This window comes from Prolixibacter sp. NT017 (assembly GCF_009617875.1).
Taxonomy (GTDB): domain Bacteria; phylum Bacteroidota; class Bacteroidia; order Bacteroidales; family Prolixibacteraceae; genus Prolixibacter.
The window spans coordinates 4,070,412-4,089,396 of the sequence record NZ_BLAV01000001.1 but is presented as its reverse complement, the minus strand read 5'-3'; the positions used below and the strand labels follow the sequence as shown (position 1 = coordinate 4,089,396).

Below are 18,985 nucleotides of genomic sequence, written 5' to 3'. Positions count from 1 at the left end.
TCATACTGCCTACCGGGAAAAGGTTTTTTCATTTTGCGGAAAGACTGTAACGGTTGATCAGTTTGCTCAACCGGTCATCGAGTTCTTTGCTCAAATCGTCCTGTTTGTATTGCTTGGCAATATGCACACAGTTAGAGAGGATCGCCATTTGCCGCTGTCTTTCCCGGTCGAGTCCGTCGGAAAGGTAAGTGGGCAACTTGACGTAATAGTCCAGCCGCTCGATGGTCAGGTCGGCCAGTTTCCGGATGATGGCATTCGCTTTTTCCGGAGCATTGGCTTCGTAATACGTTGCGGCAATATCAAAATCTTCGTAGTCATACGGGATATTCCGGTTGGGGAATGTAGCCACACAACGGTCCAGAACATGAAGTGCCGAATCCCGTCTCCCTTCGTCCAGCAATGCTTGCGCTAACCGCGTGAAGGTGGGTTTGGCATCGATGATTCTCACTTCTTTCACGTTGTTGTCATCCACCCAGATTGTTGTATCACTGATGTTGCCCCAGGTAAATTTGTCCATCACGTTGTGATACAAAATGCGGCTGTTGACACGCCCAAGCGACATTCCGTTTGACGGCGTTTTAATAGGTACCAACCGGTAGGCCAAACCTTCCAGCTGTAAATAGTCCTTAAAGCCCAGGTGCAACGACTGTATTGCGCTAAGATCGAAATAAACGGGCCGGTTCCAGTTGTTGTTGGCAATCATGTCGAGTATGGCAAAATCACTTTTCGATAAGCTGTTGGCCCCGATATGAAAGGTAACCGTATCCGCAATATCGGAAGCATCTTCCGGAGCTACGGTTCCGTTTTTCAACACCTGTTGTTTATTAATGGGCATATAAAGTGTTGTCGCCGGAAGGAAATCGATTTTATCGCCACTCTGCATTTCAACTTTAGAACGGGGATCATCGCTGGCAACAATATCAACAGCGTCTTTCAGCGGAATGGGTTTTCTGAATTTCGGGATGACCGGAATGTAATCCCGTTTGCCCATGCGATAAGTATCCTCCTTCAGTTTTACAGGCAGTGGCGCGGACTTATAGTTCCTCGATTTCATTTGCGTGATGTACCAGTCCATTCCCAGTAAACTGAGGTTGCAAATGCGCACGTCTGTACGGATGCCCTCTACTTCCTGCACATACCACAGCGGGAATGTATCGTTATCGCCGTATGTAAACAGGATAGCGTTAGGAGCGCACGATTCCAGGTAGTCGCGGGCATAATCGCGGGCCATGTACCGGTCCGACCGATCGTGGTCATTGTAATTCTGTGCAATCAGAATCACCGGTACGACCATCGCTACAGCAGTCACCAACCACGGCAATGCTTTTTTCATCCGGATACGTTTGGCCAGCAACTCATACAAGCCCAGCACGCCCATTCCAATCCAAATCGCAAACGCATAGAACGAGCCCACATAGGCGTAGTCCCGCTCACGCGGCTGGAAAGGTGTCTGGTTAAGGTAGACCACAATCGCTAGCCCGGTAAAGATGAACAGCAGAAAAACAACCCACCAATCCTGCCGGCCACGCTTGCCGCGTGAATACTGGAAGACAAAACCGAGTAACCCAAGTATAAGCGGCAGGAAGTAATACCGGTTTCGGGCCTTGTTATTTTTTAAATCCGAAGGCAGGTCTTCCTGCGGCCCTAGGCGCATATCATCGAGGAAGTTAATACCACTAATCCAGTTTCCGTGGACAACTCCTCCGTAACCTTGAATATCGTTTTGTCGCCCTGCGAAATTCCACATGAAATACCGGAAATACATAAACCCGGTCTGGTAACTGAAAAAGAACCGCAGGTTGTCACCAAACGAAGGCTTTTTACGCATCTGTGTCTGCCCGCTACCATCATCTACAGGCAGAGAAGTTCCGTTGGTTCCGCCCCAACTTTTGTATGCCTGCACATGCTGGGGCATATTGCTGTACATCCGTGGGAACAAAGTCTTAAACCGACTATCATATTCGTAAGCGGGGAAGGGGATTTCCTTTTTGTATTTTCCGTTGTCCTGAACAACAACCGTGTTTCCCTTTTTTTGACCTACAACCGGTGCATCGTAGTAGCGGCCATAAACCAACGGGCGTTCGCCGTATTGTGTACGGTTCAGGTAACTTTCCAGTGAGAACACATTGTCGGGATTATTTTCGTCCATGGGCGGATTGGCACCCGAGCGGATGATGATGAGGGAGTACGACGAGTAACCGATGATGAGCATCAGGACGCTCAGCAGGATGGTGTTGCCCAGGTATTTCTTTTCCCGGTAGGTATAATAAATACCGTAAAACAGGGCGGCAATAATAATCGCCACAAAAATCAATAAACCGGAGTTGTACGGAAGATTCATACCATTCACGGCGACAAGTTCAAACCAGCCGGCAATTTTGGGTACGCCCGGAATAATTCCCCACATAATGGTTCCCAGGATAGCCATTGCCACGAGCAGTGTGATGATGAATCCCTTCCGGGAAGTTTGATATTTTTTGAAGTAGAAGATGAAGACCATTGCCGGAATTGCTAACAGGTTCAGCAAATGGACACCAATCGAAAGCCCCATCAGGTAAGCGATTAAAACAATCCAACGGTTGGCCCGTGGTTGATCCGCTTGTTCTTCCCATTTAAGAATAGCCCAGAAAACAACCGCCGTAAAGAATGACGAGAAGGCATATACCTCAGCTTCGACGGCAGAGAACCAGAACGTATCAGTGAATGCGTAAGCCAGTGCACCAACGAGACCTGAACCCAGTACCAAAATTTGCTCATGGTTTTTCAACTCTTTGGGGTTGGGCATCAACATGCGGGCCAGGTGAGTGATGGTCCAGAAGAGAAACATAATGGTAGCTCCGCTGATGAGTCCGGAAAAACTGTTGACAATGTGTGCTACTTTGGCCGGGTCGGAGGTTAGCAACGAAAAAATTCGTGCCACCATCAGGTAAAGCGGTGCTCCCGGCGGATGGCCGATTTGGAGTTTGTACGAGGCGGCTAAGAATTCGCCGCAGTCCCAAAAACTAACGGTGGGCTCTAATGTGAGAAGGTAAACTGTGGCGGACAAACCAAATACAATCCAGCCCAGTACAACGTTTTTTTTATGGAAATCGGACATGTTATCTATTTGCTTTGCAGCAAATATAAGCTTTTCGGGAGCAAAAATTTAAATGAAAAGATTTGCAGAAAGAAAAATCTTTATAATTTTGCACCCGTCCTAAGAGATAGGACACTGAATGATTGACCCGTGGTGTAATTGGCAACACGTCTGATTTTGGTTCAGAAGAGTCCAGGTTCGAGCCCTGGCGGGTCAACAATTTTATTGTCCTGTGGTGTAATTGGCAACACGTCTGATTCTGGATCAGAAGAGTCCAGGTTCGAGCCCTGGCAGGACAACAGGAAACAGGAGGGATGCTTTGAGGCAAGCCCTTTTTTTGTGTCCGGATTTTCCGTTTTAGTTCCTTTTCTCAGACTTTTCTTGTGAAGTTGACGCCCGTATCAGGAGCGAAACGTTCGCTTACATGTAAGAATAACGTGTCACTGTTGATTGTGGTTTTCCCGACAACAAACCATTTTGGTGTTCTACCAGTCGCAACTCACCGTCGGAGTTATAGTGAAAGAACTCCTGCTTGTAAACAGCACCGGTGTGGTCGAAATATTTCATTACCGACTTGAGATTATTACTGCCGTATTCGTATTCAATCCACGACATGATATATTCCGACGGAGTATACCGGGTGACATTATCCAGCTTGCCGTCTTTCTTGTAGTCGTAAGCATCGTAATACAACACTTCACCTGCCCGGTAAAATTCTTTTCTTTCCAACCGGTCGCGTCCGTAAATGTATTTTGCATCTAATGACCGTTGTCCTCCGGGAAGTACTACGTATTCAGCCTGCAGTTTGTTATCGGCATATTCGTATTCACGGGTTGAAATCAGCTGAACCTCGGACGTATTGATGGTGTCGTGCTGATAGTTGAGGGCTTTCAGTTTCCGTCCCTCACCATCTGTCTGAAAAATAGTTTCCCTGTCCAGTATGCCGGTTTTTGCATCGTAATACAATTTCTTACTGATGAACCCCTGGTTGTCGTATTCGTAAGCAATTACTTCGTTAGGAAGCAGGGCATCCATGTTGGGATATATTTCTTCCGATACAATGAGTGAGTTGTTAGGTGCCGGAGTCAGCAGGTCATTATCATTCATGGTACAACTTCCAATCGTCAACAGCAGAATGACGCCGGGAAGCAGCGATATATATGCAAGTATTTTTTTCATTTGATTAGCACACCTATTTCTTTTAGACGAATCTGTTTTACCAAAGGTTTACAAAACTCCCGAAGATATTCGGCCCCATTGAGTCAAGCCTTTTATTCTTAAACAGATACGAAACTAAAATTTACAGATGCCATTAAGGCTAACTGTTTGTTTACGTTATGATTAGTTTTAATTCTAAAAATCAGCCGCAAAGTAAACGCATAATTTCGATTTCTCAGTATTGAAACGAATAAAATTTGCTTAAAGTATCCTCCAGCTCAGCGAGATGGAGAACTTATGTACAATTGATTTTTATTGAACCATTGAGTTAAAAGAGTCCCAAAAAGCCTTGTTGTAGGGCTTGTTGACGAAATATTCCCGCTGGGTCAGCATATTCGGGTGAACTGTTTCGATTACCGATGGCAACAAATAAGTTTGATATACAATGGTTTGCTTGTTGCCGGTTTGGTTGTTCTGCCAAACATTCTGGCGGGTGGCCTTTGTAAATCCCAGCGTATACTTGTTTCCTTTTTTCCGGTAGGAGGTGGTGAAATTATAATGAATCTCGACTGGTTTTAAATTAGACTTTCCGGTGACGGCGAACGAGCGTCCCTGGCGGCTGTAATTGGAAGCTGTTACCCAGGTTTCGTTTTTCACCACCGCATAATTCTTCTTGCTGATGTAAATTTTTCCTTTGTAGGCGGTGACATAAAAGTCGCCGGTGTGACTAATGTCCGGATGATTCAGCGTGTAATTGATTACCCAGATGGAGTCGCCGTCAAGTTGAGTTACCTGGTCGAGCGTCAAATCGTAGTCATGAAGAAATTTGTTGTTCAGAATTCCCGAGCTGTTCCGGACAATGTCGTAGCTCAGCAATTCATCCATTTGAGTCATTCCGTCGGCCAGTGAAGAAACCGGGAAGTTCGTCCGGACTTCCATGAACCGGTAGTTGATGTCTTTTTGTTCCTGGGCCGGCGTTTCTTTTACATAGCCGGTTTTGTCGGAGATTTCCACTGCCGCTTCGCGGTGATGAATTAACTTTCCGTTTTCGGTGATGTCGTTCCGGTAGTATGCCTGCGAACTCAAAGGCCCCAGCAGGTAGTTGTCGCTGATTTTCTGGGAAGCTTCGCGCAGAATGCGATAGAGAACCAGCGACTGTGCGCTGATGTCGACATCCTCGATTTTGTATGATTGAGGTTCCATTTTCAGGACAATGGATTCGCCTGAATTGATGGAGCTGACAGCTTTCTTTACCGTTTCGTAGCCTACTGCCGAAGCGTACAGGTAACCGCTTTTCTCCGATGCCGGAACATTGAACTCGAACTGTCCGGAGGCATTACTGGCCGAACCAAGGAACGTTCCTTCAATTCCAATATTGGCATACTGAACCGGTTTGCCGGTGGCATTGTCAATCACAATACCTTTAATGGTCTCGGTTTTATTCTGTGCAAACAATATTCCCGGAAGGAAAAAGGCAATAACAAGGGCGGCTATTTTGTGTCTCATTCTGTCGGTATTTAAATATTCTGTTGGTGCAATCGTCTTTCTTTTTGTCATATTATGCTTCTCAGCCGGAGGCATCGTACCTCGTAAAGATAAACATTTCGGTATGCTTACGGTTTAATTTTGAAAAGGAAAGCATCTTTAATTTCCTATATTTGTTAGGTCATAAACATTAATGCTGAGACATGAAATACCGCCAACTTAGTCTTTTCACCGGTCTGGCAGTGGTAATGCTGCTGGGACATTCGTGTGTGTCGAAAAAGAAATACCTCGAAATGGAACAGGGCAAAATCAGGGCTGCCAACCGCGTAATTGCCTTAACGGCCACCGTCGATTCGCTCAATCATCTGACCAGCGATATTCGCGCCGAGTTCAATATCATGCAGAATAAGCTGCGAATGAGCAATGCCGTGAAAGATACCTACATCGATTCGCTGAATGTCGCCATTGACAAATTATCGTCGAATGTGGCGAAAACCAATGCCGATATGTCGGATAAAATCTATGCGTTTGAAACGGAGAAGCGGCAGTTGAAAGCAGCCGTCGCTCAACGCGATAAGCAGATTGATGAGTTGAACGATGAAATTAAGTCGGGAGAGGCGCGGATTAAAGAGTTGAACAAAGAATTGAGCGATTTACGGTTTGATTTGAGCAACCAGAAAGACGCTACTACGGCGAAGGCAAATCAGATGGAAGTGGTGCAGAATCAGTTAAATGAAGCAAAAGCTGAGCTGAAGAAGGCGCAGGAGAAAATTGCCTCAATGCAAAATGAGATGGATAAGAAAGATGCCGAATTACATAAGTTGCACAACAACGTGAAGTTGTTGAAAAGCGAACTGGCAAAATAATATTCCCGGTTACCCGGAAAAACAGAGCCCCTTTTGCGAGGGGCTTTTTTATTGCCTGATTGGTAGCGGCGAAGTGTTCGTCCGGCTACAGACCGAAATAATGGTCGGGCGAATAGCGGGTCCGGTCAGCTGAAGCGAAGAACAGATAAAGATTCAGGGGGGATGTTGATTCCCATTCAGACACATCGAAAAGGCAGTTTCCGTCCTTTCGTAAGCAACCTGTTTCGATGGGGCCAAATGACTGGAAATTGTTTCTAACGGCAATCAGAAGTTCATCGTCGGGTTGCTCAATCCGGGTAATAATTTCGGTATGCCAGCTTATCTCTACAGTAGCAGGACTTTCCACATCGCGCCATGCGGAAAGATACCGGGGAAGTGGCAACGGACCGGTAGAAAAATGCAACAAAGCCGGATCGATATGTCCTCCATCCGAATTAAAAGCCGGCAGGTTTGCTTTCATGAACAGGTTATACCCGGTCAGATTTTTCGTAGCGGACAAATTCCAGATGGGTTTAACAACGGTTTCGCGCAAAGACCGGTAAAACCCGGTGAAAGATTTAAAACGTGTCCGGTGCTGTTGTTGCTTTTGGCTCCAGCTGTCTTTCTTGCGGGTGGGAGCTCTTCGAACATAGGTTTGGTCGCCGACTTGTACAAAAACAAGTCCGCCAATATTCCCCGACAGTTTCATCCCGGGCATTCCTTTAAATTTCGCCATATCTATTCATTAGATTAGTGTCAGTAAGAAAGTTAGTTGCTCTATATAAATATACAAAAAGTATACAGAAACCTTACAGAAACGATTCTTAAAGAATAAGATTTGAGCGAAACGAAACTAATACATCTTAATAGATTGGGAACTACCCGATTTGCGGCAGGCTGATGCCGGTAATTTTCCGGTACAGGTCAAGAGCAAACGGGTCGGTCATGCCGGAAACGAAGTCGACTACCGATTGGATTTTCCCATAGGTCGAGTGCTCATCGTTGCGGTATTGTTCGGGAATGATGGAGAGTAATTTCTTCGACAGTGGATTCTTTTCGTGCATAATCGCCTGGGTGAATTCGTCCATCAATGTTCCGAGGATTTTGTAACCGGCAATCTCAATCTGTACGACCGAACGCTCACTGTAAATCCGGCTCACCGATACTTTTTTAATGTGGTCCATCGCTTTCGCGGAAGTGCCGGTCAGACGTTTGAAAAGCGAACCTTCAAAATTTCCGGCTAAAATCGTATCGTGGTTTTCCATGAAAATGGTGGCACATTCCCGAACCAATCGTCCGATGACGGTTGCCCGGAGATACGCTATACGTTCGTTGCGGTCGGTTACCGTTTTGAAGTTTCGCTGAATGGATTCCCGCGTCTTTTTATCTTCTTCGGAAGAAAAGAACGCCATCAACAAATCTTCCGTCTCTTCATACGTCAGAATTTTCAACTTGTGCGCATCTTCCACATCCATTACCTGGTAGCAAATATCATCGGCTGCTTCAACGAGGTACACCAACGGATGGCGTGCATATTTTCCCGGCGTATCCTGACTTTCGGGTAATCCTAATTCGCCAATGATTTTTTGGAAGGTCTCCTTCTCGCTCTGGAAAAAACCGAACTTCTGTTTTCCCCTGGCCATATGCGAAGGGTAGGGATATTTGATAATGGATGCCAGCGTGGTGTATGTGAGGGCGAAACCTCCGGCACGGCGGCCTTTAAACTGGTGACTCAGAATACGAAAAGCGTTGGCATTTCCTTCGAAAAGTGTCAGGTCGTTCCACTCTTCCGATGTCATCTCTTCACGGTAGTTGATGCCCTGTCCGTCGGTGAAATAGTTGGCAATGGCCGATTCGCCCGAATGCCCGAAAGGCGGATTACCCAAGTCGTGTGCCAGGCAGGCCGACGATACGATGGAACCAATCTCCGGGAGCAGCTCCTTATGGTCGATGTCCGGCCGTTTTTCCAATTCGGTGGCCACCATGTTTCCCAGCGAGCGGCCTACGCTGGCTACTTCCAGCGAGTGCGTCAGCCGGTTGTGCACAAAGATGCTTCCCGGTAGGGGAAAGACCTGTGTTTTATCCTGAAGACGGCGAAAAGGAGAGGAGAAGATAATGCGGTCGTAATCGCGCTGAAATTGTGAACGGGCATCGTGAATTTCGTTGGTATGTCTTTCTTCTAGTCCCAGGCGTTTCGCCGAAAGTAACTGGTTCCACTGCATCATTTGGCTGACTGTTTAAAATTAAGACGATAAAGTTCTCTGTTTTTTCGTAAACCCCCAATCAATTGTTAAAAAAACGGGGATGATACTTTTTCAGCTCCTTTTCCATGGCTTTTGCATCGGGGAAGAAGCGCTGCATCGCTGCTTTGAATTCCGGTCCGTGATTGGGAATGACAGTATGCACTAACTCATGCACAATTACTAAATCGATGAACGGATCGGGCAGGCGCATCAGGTGGAGGTTCAGATTGATGTTGCCTAAACTCGAGCAGCTGCCCCAGTTGCTTTTATTGTTTTTGATGAAAACCTGTTTGTAACGGAAGTTCAGTTGCTCAGCCAACTCTTTGGTTCGCATGGGCAGGTATTGTTTGGCTTCCTTGCGTAACTGCTCGGTCAGAACTCTGACAATGGTTTGCTGCAGCGCCGGCTTCTCAGGCGATCGGTTTTCCGGAAGTTCGAGAATACAACGGTTTCCCGGAAAGGAAATAATCAATCGGTCGTCGGTTCGTTTCGACACAGCCAGCTCGTAGGTCCGGTTTCGGGTTTGGAATAAAACACCCGGTTGAAACGAATTTTGTCGTGGAGGATTGTCCTGATAATGTGTCAGCGTATCGAGAATCCACTCTTTTCGGTTCAGTAAAAAGGAGATGCCTGATTCGTATGTTGTGTACCAGGGCATACTCACCTGCACTTCGCCGGAAGGTTTCACGGTAATGCGCATCTGCTTCGACCGTTTGTTCTTCACCAGTTTTACCTGTCCGATTCCTTCAACCGAAATCCATTTCTCTCTCATATTCGTCTTACGCTTCAGCTTTTTTCGGAGCATGCCGGCGTTTGAAACTGCGTCGAATCCATCCCGGTAAAATCACCGCTCCGATGAAAAGATACGGATAGTAGCTCACAAACCGCCAGATAATGGTCATGAGACTCGCGAACCCCTGTGGAATAAATACATCCATGTATTGCAGGAAAACCACTTCGGAGAAACCGGTTCCGCCGGGAGTTGGCATTACCATCATCATAATCCACATAATAAGCTGGCGGGCAAAGATGTGAATTTGCTCTCCGATGGAAACGATATCCTGGTTGAGCTGTCCTTTTAATCCGAAGAACAGAGCCAGAAAGAGGAAGTTGGCCACCCAATAACGTGATGTCCAGGAGAAGAAAGTAGCCGTGAAGCTTTTTACCCAAAATGAAAATGGCTTGGCTGTCAGCTCTTTTGAGGCCATGGCAATTTCATCACCCGAATCCATCGCATCTTGTTGCCAGCGTTTCAGGAAAGGCAAACGAAACACGACAGCAATCAGTTTTTTAATGGCTCTGGGGTTGATAAACAAACCGTAGCTGACTAATGAAATAATCGTCAGCTTAACACCGTAACCGGCGATGGCAAACCAGAAAAACTGGTTGTGAAAAATCGAAGATGGATCGCCGGGAGTTGTTTCAAAAAGCTGCTGCCATCCACCCAGCCAGATAACCAGCGGGAACATCAGAATAAAATAAAGCTCATCGAGGAAGAATGTTGCCAACACAATGGCCGAGCCTTTCCCAATGGAAAGTCCTTCTTTATATAAAAATAGCAGGGCGACTGAGGTTCCACCAATGGCTGATGGAGTAACAGCTGATGCAAATTCCCAAAGGAAAGTGATTCGTATGGATTGAATAATAGATAGTTGTTTGTCAGAGAGAATGCGTAGCCTGATGATGTATCCAATGTCCCGCATGAGCACCATGGCCAGAACTGCCAGCAGCCAACCTAACATCTGACGGTTGAAATGCAGATCAGATAAGGATGGAGGAGTTTCTTCCACCGCCACGATATAAATTCCCACCGCCACACTAATGATGAGTGGAATGATAACTCTCGATGGATGAACCTCTTTTAATATTTTATGCTGGTCTTTTCTCATGAAATGTCAGGCGAGGTTTTAGTTTTGGAAAGGTTTAAATGTTAAATAAAATATAGGTCTGCAGTAGGTTTTTACTAACAAAAGCTCTAAATTATTGTTTAGGAATACAGGATTATAATTTTATAACCTGCAAAAACCTTCTAAATTATGGGCAAAAATAAGAAAATTGAAGTTTTCGGAACGTTGTCGAAGAGCGAAACTTTATTTACGATCTCCGACAAAACGATTCCAGGAACGCTGGTTTTTGAGTCATTCCAACCTTTTCCCGGCTACTACAATGAAGTTCCTAACGAAGTCAAACCTGTGTATCTATACATTGGCTTGGAGAAAGATTACGAAGTCTTTGAAGTGTCAAGAGCATTTCAACATATTAAAAAGACGAAAGGCTGGAATTTTGAAGCTGCCTGCGCATCCGTAAAAATTTACAACAAAACGTTTCACACGCTGCGTTTACGTCACCTCGACAGCTACGACGATATTAAACCGATTCAGGAAGCGTTCGCCGAACTGGGAATTAAACCCAAAACAATCACCGGAAAGTGGAAACAGGAGGAGGGCATCATTACCCTGAAAAAAACCTTCTGTATTCAGAAAGTGGCTAAAGGAATTTTCATGGACTGCTCGGAAGACTACCATGCCTATATCCTTTTACCAAAGTATATGACATCTGAAGAGTTTAATGAATATAACCAGCAGGTGATCTACAATTGGTTTGGCAGCAAGTTTGACTCGGCCAAAGGAGCGTTTTACTACAAATTCAAACTGCGTGAGATGGTTCGGATTTATTCGAAGAAACTGGACTTAAACTACCTGGAGGATCTTCAGAAACTATATTTATCGAAGATCAAATAGGTAGTGAGTTGGGGGAAACAAAAAGCCTGGCTCACTGAACCAAGCTTTTTATGTTTGGTGGAGACGGCGGGGCTCGAACCCGCGACCTCTTGACTGCCAGTCAAACGCTCTAGCCAACTGAGCTACGCCCCCAAATGATGCGGAGCAAAAATACAATTTTTTTAAAAGAAACAAATATTAACGTGCAAAATTGGAACTTTTTTGTGTTTCTTTCGAAAAAATAGGTAGAAAGTCGAGTTTAAAGAGAAAAAGGAGGTGTTTGAAACATTTCAAAATTGAGATTAAAAAACTTTGAATTGTAGATTATTTTTTATCTTTAAACCCTCGAAAAAAGAAGAAAAATTTAACTCGGAAATAACTTAAAACTATGGAACCGAAGAAATCACCCAAAGCGGATCTTGAAAACAAGAGGGGTATCTTCGTTCAACTTGGGCTGGTAATTTCTCTGGGTTTGGTACTCCTGGCTTTCAATTGGAACAGCCAAATTAAGGAGGCTGACAATCTGGGACAGGTACAGGCTCAAGATGTAGAAGACGAAATGATCCCGATTACGCGGCCGGAAGAAGTTAAACCGCCGCCACCACCTCCACCACCACAGGTTGTAGAGGTACTTAATATCGTGGATAACAACACGGATATTGACGACGAGTTGCAGATTGAAGATACGGAAGCCGACGATAACACGGTGGTAAACGTAGCTCCGATTCAGCAGCAGGAAGAAGAAAAAACCGACGAACAGCAGGTATTCTTCATCGTGGAAGATATGCCGGAGTTCCCGGGCGGCGATTTGGCACTGCGTAAGTACATTGCCAACGCTATCAAATATCCGGTTATCGCACAGGAAAACGGTATTCAGGGTAAAGTGTATGTGAACTTTGTTGTTAACACGGATGGTTCAGTAACCGATGCAAAAATTGCACGTGGTGTTGACCCGTCACTTGACAAAGAAGCGTTACGCGTGATTAACTCACTTCCGAAATGGAAGCCGGGTAAACAGCGTGGTAAGCCGGTTCGCGTATCATTTACTGTACCGATTAACTTTGTATTGCAGTAAAAACTTTGCAAACGAAATAAAAAGATCCCGGCCGTTGCGCCGGGATTTTTTTTGTCTGAATTATTTACTTTTGCACCATGGCAGAACCCTATATTACAGCACAAGAGAAAGAAAAAGCAGTGCTCGTCGGGCTGATACACTCGAAGCAGGACGAAAGGCAGGCGAAAGAATATCTTGATGAATTGGATTTTCTGGCCGATACAGCCGGCGCGGAAGTTCTGGGACAATTTTTTCAACGTCTGGAGGTACCCAATCCGGCAACGTTTGTAGGACCTGGAAAATTGCAGGAGATTATCGACTTTGTGAAAGTTCACGATATCGATGTCGTCATTTTTGATGATGAATTGTCGCCAACCCAGCTGAGAAATATTGAGCGGGCGATCAACCGGAAGATTCTCGATCGCACGAACCTGATTCTGGACATTTTTGCCCGCAGAGCGCAGACAGCACACGCCAAAACGCAGGTGGAACTGGCGCAATATCAATATATGCTACCCCGGTTGACCCGGATGTGGACTCACCTTGAACGTCAGCGCGGTGGTATTGGGTTACGTGGTCCAGGTGAAACGCAGATTGAGACCGACCGTCGTATCATTCTGGACAAGATTGCCCGGCTGAAAGCACAGCTGGAGCGTATCGACAAGCAGAAAGCCACACAGCGGAAGAACCGTGGGAAAATGGTTCGTGTCGCGCTGGTTGGGTATACCAACGTAGGAAAATCGACCATCATGAATATGCTTAGCAAATCGGATGTGTTTGCCGAGAACAAACTGTTTGCCACCCTCGACACAACTGTGCGGAAAGTGGTAGTTGGCAATCTGCCGTTCCTGCTGGCCGACACGGTTGGCTTTATCCGGAAGTTACCGCACAATCTGGTCGAATCGTTTAAATCGACGTTAGACGAGACCCGTGAGGCGGATATTCTTTTGCATGTAGTCGACATTTCGCATCCCGGTTTTGAAGAGCAAATCGAAGTGGTGGACGAGACACTGGCGGAGATTGGCGCTGCCGATAAGACCAAATTTTATGTTTTCAATAAAATTGATGCCTTTTCTTACGTCGAGAAAGAAGAAGATGATTTGAGCCCGGTTACCCGCGAAAACCTGACATTAGAAGACTGGCAGCATTCGTGGATGGCGAAACACCAGGGAGGCTCTATTTTTATTTCCGCCAAGGAGCGGGAAAATGTGGAAGAGTTTAAGAAATTACTCTACGAAGAGGTGAGGAAAATTCACGTTACCCGCTTTCCGTACAACGATTTTCTTTACGATTACTACCCGGAAGAGGACGAATAGTAGTCAATTCAACAAAAGCATAAAAAAGAGGATAATCTCACCGGAACAGAATGGGTGAGTTATCCTCATTTTCATTAACTAAAACTAAGCTTAATGCCGTCAGAAACCCTGTAAAATACATGGTCCCTCCGGTCATAGCCGACTCGCTAACTAAACTATTTGAACTGAACTGCTTTTGAAGAAGCTCCGTCCGTCGTTTTCACCAGTTCTTTCAGGTTGGGAATCGATGTATTCACGACAGAAATATCTTTTGTGTCGCCTGAAGCTTCGATGAAAACCTTCGCTGCTTTGGGCATATATCCGTTGTCGATGGTGACATCTCTTCCATCGGTGATTTTGTAAACCGGGCCTTTCTGAATATCAGTTTTTACATTTTTTAGTGTAATCCGGTCCACATTGGTCATATCAGCACCATATTTTGCCTTGATCCAAACATTCTCGAGGTGAATATCCTGAAGTGGTGAATGAGGCAACGCTGAAACGTAAATGGACTGTTTTGCGTCAAGGCAATAAACATTCGAGATGTAATAATTCCGGAAAATAGGGATATCATGCTCAGCGAGATCATTACTGTCGTCACGCTTGGTTCCGGCCGGAACATTCTGGTAAAAGGTATTGAATGAGATGGCGGGACCTTTAATCCCGGTCATGTAAACATCTTTGATGTAGATATTTTCCACGATACCACCTTTACCTGCGGTGCTTTTCATCCGGATACCGATATCGGTTCCAACAAAGTTGCAGTCGTTGACAAACACGTTGCGTACGTTACCGTTGGTATTGCTTCCTACTACAAAACCTCCGTGAGCATGGTAAACATTACAGCCGGCAATTAGCACATTTTCGACATTGTAGGTTCCCGATTCGGGGCCGTCGCCACTGGATTTCATGCAAATACCATCGTCGCCCACGTTGACGTTACATTGGTAAATCACCACATTCTTGCTGGCGCTGATATCGATTCCGTCACCGTTTTGCGACCACCAGTCGTTGAAGACATTGGCGTGGCGGATGGTAACGTTTTCGCAATTGTTCGGGTAAAGCACAAATTTAGGAGAGTTCCTCAGGGTAATGTCCTCGATAAGTAGATTCTCGCAACCCACCAGGTAAACCATGTACGGACGCATGTAATCGCGTGCCGGCAGGTAATCCATTGGGCCGGGATTGTCGACTTTCTTTTTCATTTCTTTCAGGTACTTTTTCCCATCAATGGCTTCCTTGCTTGGCCACCATAGTTTTCCATCTTCGCTGACCACTCCGCCCGACTTAACCAGATCTTTCCACTGGTCATCTGTCATCTTGGCTCTTTTCACCGGACGCCAGGTTTCGCCGGCTCCGTCGATGATTCCTTTACCAGTGATGGCGATATTATTCAGCTTGTAGCCATAAATAGGCGAAGCGGTGACATACCGGCTGCTGCTGGCTGACGCTTTCACCATGGGGTATTGCGTATGGTCCGAAGTAAATTGTACCAGAGCTCCGCGTTCCACGTGCAGGTTCACGTTGCTTTTCATCTGAATGGGACCGGTAATCCAAAGTCCCGGAGGAACAACGACTTTTCCGCCACCGGCTGCATTACAGGCATTAATGGCAGCGGCAAAAGCTTGTGTGTTGAGGGTTTGTCCATCGCCAACAGCTCCAAATTCCGTGACATCGAAAATCTTGTTGGGAAACTTAGGAACTGTTACCTCGGGCATGATAAAAGGAGTCTTCTTCATGTAATAATCCAGTGATCGCTCCTGGGCCTGACTATTGACATGGGAAAACAGTACAATGATTACCAAAGTCAAAAACTTGGTGATGATATTGTTATGCATTTTTCTCATCGTTTTGATATTTTTAGGTTAATACTCTTCGTCTTGTTTAGCAAAGCTTGAAACATGCAACTCTCCGCTTTAATTTATTGATTTACTTCATCCAACAGGTAATTCACCAGGTTATGGGCTGCCTTCCTGTTTTCGAACGATTTGGGCAATCGGCTGTTCCCGATGTATTCGTTGTACAACCAGGGATCGCCAACAGCTAATACCTTTCCTTTTCCAAAGGTTGTTTTGGCCATTAAAATATCCTTTCCATCGGTTAAAACCGGATGGGCAGATTGACTCACACGAATACCGGCGACTTCTTTCATATAAATCTTCTTTACCCCCTTAAATAAAGGATGGTCCGGCAGGTTGGTCTCGGCGCCCATTTCCCATTTGTGGTTAATAACCGGATTGAGTGTTTCAGGAATGAAATGAATGCCAAATGCGCCAGCCAACTGGTCCATGTGTGTGAACTCACAGTTAGGACCATCGTTGGCCAGAAGAAGCAATACTCCTCCGTTTTTCACCCAATTGGTAATCGATTGAATGTCTTCTTTCGAGATATAATTGGGCTGCGGATTTTCGGATGTAGTATCCGGATCGACGATGATATACACATCCAGATAGCCAAGTTCAGCCGCGGTAGGGGCCTGACCAATCGTTCTCAGTTCAGCCCCTTTGGCTTTGAAGATATCGCCCAGTTGTGAATATCCACTATTCAGCGTGTCGTTCCATGTGTAGTGGTAAAGCTTGCCGGCTTTGTTGTGCTCGCGGTTGAACCAGTTGTCGAGTCCGACTACCGGACGCTGTGCAACCACGTGCTTAGACAATCCTAGCGGAAGTTTTTTCAATGCTTGTGCTGCCAGCGAAGCCACCGCCTGCGCACCTTTCACCTTCAGGTGTGTATCGTCGTGTCGCCCCTCGGGGTAACGTTTCGTCGGAGGTGTACACACATACAGTTCTTTGGCTTTTTCCGGGCCCATCGATTGAATCATCTTCCGCGTCAGCTTCTCCATGTCGATTAATGGAACATCCAGCTGTTTGGCCCCTTTTCGCACAGCAACAGGGTAGTCTTTGTGCGTATCGAGTAACTTTCCTTTCGCATCGAATTTTCGGCGAACGATGGGCGTCAGTAAAATAGGTGTCGCTCCTTTTTCTCGGCTTTCGGTAACGAATCTTTTCAGATTATCGGAATAGCTGCCAAATGGCACGGTATAACGGGTACTGTCCTTTATTTTTTCATCGTTGTGTCCAAACTGGATGAAGACGTAGTCACCCGGTTTCAGACTGTCGAGGACGACCTTCCATCGGCCTTCGTCGATGAAACTCTTGGTGCTTCTTCCGTTCCTTGCATGGTTATGGATTTTCACTCCGTCGTCGAAAAACTGGTGCAAAACTTGTCCCCATCCGGTTTCCGGAAATACTTCCGCTTTCTTGTTGGCCATAGTTGAATCGCCGATGGTCCAAAGCTGAATGGTGTCCTTTCGGGCAGAATTACCCATCCAAATCAGGGAGATTAATATCGCTATGATTTTAATGTTCATAACATTCGGATTTTTCTGTGCTGATGTTTACTCGGCAATTTTCACCTTGGCTGCATCCACTTTTTTACCAAGAACATACAAATTACTTGCCTTGGTTCCGTGAACCAGCTGAATATCTGTCTTTCCTGTTCTTTTGCCGTCGACAGTAATCAGCGGTTTATCAGACGAAGACAACTGCAGGCTGGAGACGGTAATATTTTTCGAGTTATAGAACGACGCAGCCGGGAAGCGGGTTGTTTTCAATTTCAGATTTTTGATCTTCACGTTATCGGCATCCATGCAGAATAAACCATTTTTGGCTTCCATGGTCAGGTTTTCCATCGTTACATTCTCCAGGTTCATTTCCGGAAGACCTTGCAGATAAATTGCCTGTTGTGCGCCACGGCAGTTGATATTTTTAATGCTGATATCCTTGAACTGCGGTGTTTCAACCGTCACTTTCGGAATCACCTCATCGATTTTGGAGGCGTCCTTTTTGTTCTTCATGATTTCAGAAACCGACATTCCGTTGTAGTAGAGGTTGAAAGAGATGGCGTTGCTAGGGATATCAATCATGTTGATGTTGGAGATGTAGATTTTTTCCACTACGCCGCCACGTCCGCGATTACTTTTGAAGCGCAGTCCGGCATCGGTACCAATGAAGGTACAGTCGGAAACATGCATATTCTTTACTCCACCCGACATTTCGCTACCAACGGTTACGCCACCGTGGCCGTGAAAAACGGTACAGTTCTTCACGATCAGGTTCTCGGTGGGCATGTTGCGTTTCCGTCCGTCGGCGCCTTTACCCGACTTGATGCAGATGGCATCGTCACCGACATCGAAAGTACAGTTGTATACTGCGCTGTTTTTGCAGGACTCGATATCGATACCGTCTCCGTTTTGTGAATACCAGGGATTGCGTACATCCACATTTCGAACGGTCAGATTTTCACACATCAGCGGGTGGAGACACCACGCAGGTGAATTCTGGAACACCGGACCGTCGAGCAATACGTTTTTGCAGCTGACCAGGCTCACCATTACCGGACGCAGGAAGTCCCGGATGGATTCGAATTGTGCCATGGTAGTGAAGTTCCGAGGAACGTTCATATCGCTCAACTCAGCGCCTTTTTCAAAGCTTTTGGATGGATACCAGGTTTCTCCGTCTTTGCTGACGATACCACCCGAAGCGACCAGTTTTTTCCATTGCGAGCTGGTAAGCTTGCTTTTTTTCACCTGGCGCCACGCATCGCCCGAGCCATCGAAAACGCCTTCGCCGGTGAAAGCGATGTTTTCCAGGTTTTTCCCATAAATGGGGGAGAGGCATCTGACGGTATTGAGGCCTTCGAAACTGGTTTTGATGAGCGGGTACAAGTCTTTGTTATCGCTGAAGATCACCAATGCACCAGCCTCGGCGTGAATGTTGATATTGCTTTTCAACCGAATGGGGCCTGTCAGCCAGATTCCTTCCGGGATAACCACCGTACCTCCTCCGTTTTTGGCTACATCCTTAATTGCATCGGCGAAAGCCTTCGTATTCAATTTCTGACCATCGCCAACGGCTCCAAAATCGGTTATCGAAACCTTGTAATCGGGAAATGTAGGAACCGTAATATGCGGCATCTGGAATTCCAGCCCATCATAAATGTTGTCTGACTCCACCTTAGGTGCTGGTTTTTCGCTACAGGCAAAAAGTCCTGCCAAAACCAGTAGTAAACTCGCTCTCATAAAACCAGCAATCATTCGCTTCTTCATCG

The 18,985-nt window shown here is 46.0% G+C and carries 14 protein-coding genes and 3 tRNA genes; 6 read left to right on the top strand and 11 right to left on the bottom strand.

The features are described from left to right. Positions 1 to 28: 28 nt before the first annotated feature. Complete coding sequence (locus GJU87_RS17075; RefSeq protein WP_153640591.1) at positions 29 to 3,097, bottom strand: DUF2723 domain-containing protein; 3,069 nt, start codon at positions 3,095 to 3,097, stop codon at positions 29 to 31. 123 nt (positions 3,098 to 3,220) lie between these two features. Between GJU87_RS17075 and GJU87_RS17070 the strand changes: the two genes are divergently transcribed. Both GJU87_RS17070 and GJU87_RS17065 read left to right on the top strand, forming a co-directional pair. Continuing rightward, positions 3,221 to 3,293: transfer RNA gene (locus tag GJU87_RS17070), tRNA-Gln, on the top strand. Positions 3,294 to 3,302: 9 nt separating this feature from the next. Next, positions 3,303 to 3,375: transfer RNA gene (locus tag GJU87_RS17065), tRNA-Gln, on the top strand. A gap of 121 nt (positions 3,376 to 3,496) precedes the next feature. Here GJU87_RS17065 and GJU87_RS17060 read toward each other — a convergent pair. Together GJU87_RS17060 and GJU87_RS17055 are read right to left on the bottom strand one after the other, a co-directional pair. Beyond that, positions 3,497 to 4,255, bottom strand: a complete 759-nt coding sequence (locus tag GJU87_RS17060; RefSeq protein WP_153640590.1) for a hypothetical protein — start codon at positions 4,253 to 4,255, stop codon at positions 3,497 to 3,499. Between the two features lie 291 nt (positions 4,256 to 4,546). Then, positions 4,547 to 5,740, bottom strand: coding sequence for a carboxypeptidase-like regulatory domain-containing protein (locus GJU87_RS17055; RefSeq protein ID WP_194831569.1), 1,194 nt, complete (start codon positions 5,738 to 5,740; stop codon positions 4,547 to 4,549). A 182-nt stretch (positions 5,741 to 5,922) separates the two neighbouring features. Here GJU87_RS17055 and GJU87_RS17050 point away from each other — a divergent pair, with 182 nt between their 5' ends. After that, on the top strand, positions 5,923 to 6,585 hold the full coding sequence (locus GJU87_RS17050) for a hypothetical protein (RefSeq protein ID WP_153640588.1): 663 nt from the start codon (positions 5,923 to 5,925) through the stop codon (positions 6,583 to 6,585). An 85-nt stretch (positions 6,586 to 6,670) separates the two neighbouring features. On the opposite strand, the gene GJU87_RS17045 is transcribed toward GJU87_RS17050, so the two are convergent. The 4 genes from GJU87_RS17045 to GJU87_RS17030 all read right to left on the bottom strand — a co-directional run bounded on the left by GJU87_RS17045 (position 6,671) and on the right by GJU87_RS17030 (position 10,696). Further along, positions 6,671 to 7,300: a hypothetical protein gene (locus GJU87_RS17045; RefSeq protein WP_153640587.1), complete on the bottom strand. Its 630-nt coding sequence runs from the start codon at positions 7,298 to 7,300 to the stop codon at positions 6,671 to 6,673. Positions 7,301 to 7,442: 142 nt separating this feature from the next. Beyond that, the gene (locus GJU87_RS17040; protein WP_153640586.1) at positions 7,443 to 8,789 is read right to left on the bottom strand and encodes a deoxyguanosinetriphosphate triphosphohydrolase; all 1,347 of its coding nucleotides are present in this window, start codon (positions 8,787 to 8,789) and stop codon (positions 7,443 to 7,445) included. Between the two features lie 58 nt (positions 8,790 to 8,847). Further along, positions 8,848 to 9,612, bottom strand: coding sequence for a M48 family metallopeptidase (locus GJU87_RS17035; protein WP_153640585.1), 765 nt, complete (start codon positions 9,610 to 9,612; stop codon positions 8,848 to 8,850). Next, positions 9,587 to 10,696, bottom strand: a complete 1,110-nt coding sequence (locus GJU87_RS17030; RefSeq protein ID WP_153640584.1) for a lysylphosphatidylglycerol synthase transmembrane domain-containing protein — start codon at positions 10,694 to 10,696, stop codon at positions 9,587 to 9,589. The genes GJU87_RS17035 and GJU87_RS17030 overlap by 26 nt, the downstream gene beginning before the upstream one ends. A gap of 147 nt (positions 10,697 to 10,843) precedes the next feature. Here GJU87_RS17030 and GJU87_RS17025 point away from each other — a divergent pair, with 147 nt between their 5' ends. Continuing rightward, positions 10,844 to 11,548 (top strand): hypothetical protein, encoded by a 705-nt coding sequence (locus GJU87_RS17025; RefSeq protein ID WP_153640583.1) that lies wholly within the window; start codon positions 10,844 to 10,846, stop codon positions 11,546 to 11,548. Between the two features lie 55 nt (positions 11,549 to 11,603). Here GJU87_RS17025 and GJU87_RS17020 read toward each other — a convergent pair. Continuing rightward, positions 11,604 to 11,680 (bottom strand) — tRNA-Ala (locus tag GJU87_RS17020). A gap of 235 nt (positions 11,681 to 11,915) precedes the next feature. Between GJU87_RS17020 and GJU87_RS17015 the strand changes: the two genes are divergently transcribed. Then, entirely contained in the window at positions 11,916 to 12,602 is a 687-nt protein-coding gene (locus GJU87_RS17015) for an energy transducer TonB (protein WP_106540688.1), read from the top strand. 77 nt (positions 12,603 to 12,679) lie between these two features. Next, positions 12,680 to 13,897, top strand: a complete 1,218-nt coding sequence (hflX, locus tag GJU87_RS17010; RefSeq protein ID WP_153640582.1) for a GTPase HflX — start codon at positions 12,680 to 12,682, stop codon at positions 13,895 to 13,897. Positions 13,898 to 14,052: 155 nt separating this feature from the next. Here hflX and GJU87_RS17005 read toward each other — a convergent pair whose 3' ends face one another. From GJU87_RS17005 to GJU87_RS16995, 3 genes are all read right to left on the bottom strand, one after another. Next, positions 14,053 to 15,723, bottom strand: a complete 1,671-nt coding sequence (locus GJU87_RS17005; RefSeq protein WP_153640581.1) for a glycoside hydrolase family 28 protein — start codon at positions 15,721 to 15,723, stop codon at positions 14,053 to 14,055. A gap of 74 nt (positions 15,724 to 15,797) precedes the next feature. Then, the gene (locus GJU87_RS17000) at positions 15,798 to 17,246 is read right to left on the bottom strand and encodes a GDSL-type esterase/lipase family protein (protein ID WP_153640580.1); all 1,449 of its coding nucleotides are present in this window, start codon (positions 17,244 to 17,246) and stop codon (positions 15,798 to 15,800) included. Positions 17,247 to 17,273: 27 nt separating this feature from the next. Continuing rightward, the gene (locus tag GJU87_RS16995; RefSeq protein WP_153640579.1) at positions 17,274 to 18,983 is read right to left on the bottom strand and encodes a glycoside hydrolase family 28 protein; all 1,710 of its coding nucleotides are present in this window, start codon (positions 18,981 to 18,983) and stop codon (positions 17,274 to 17,276) included. Positions 18,984 to 18,985 lie beyond the last annotated feature (2 nt).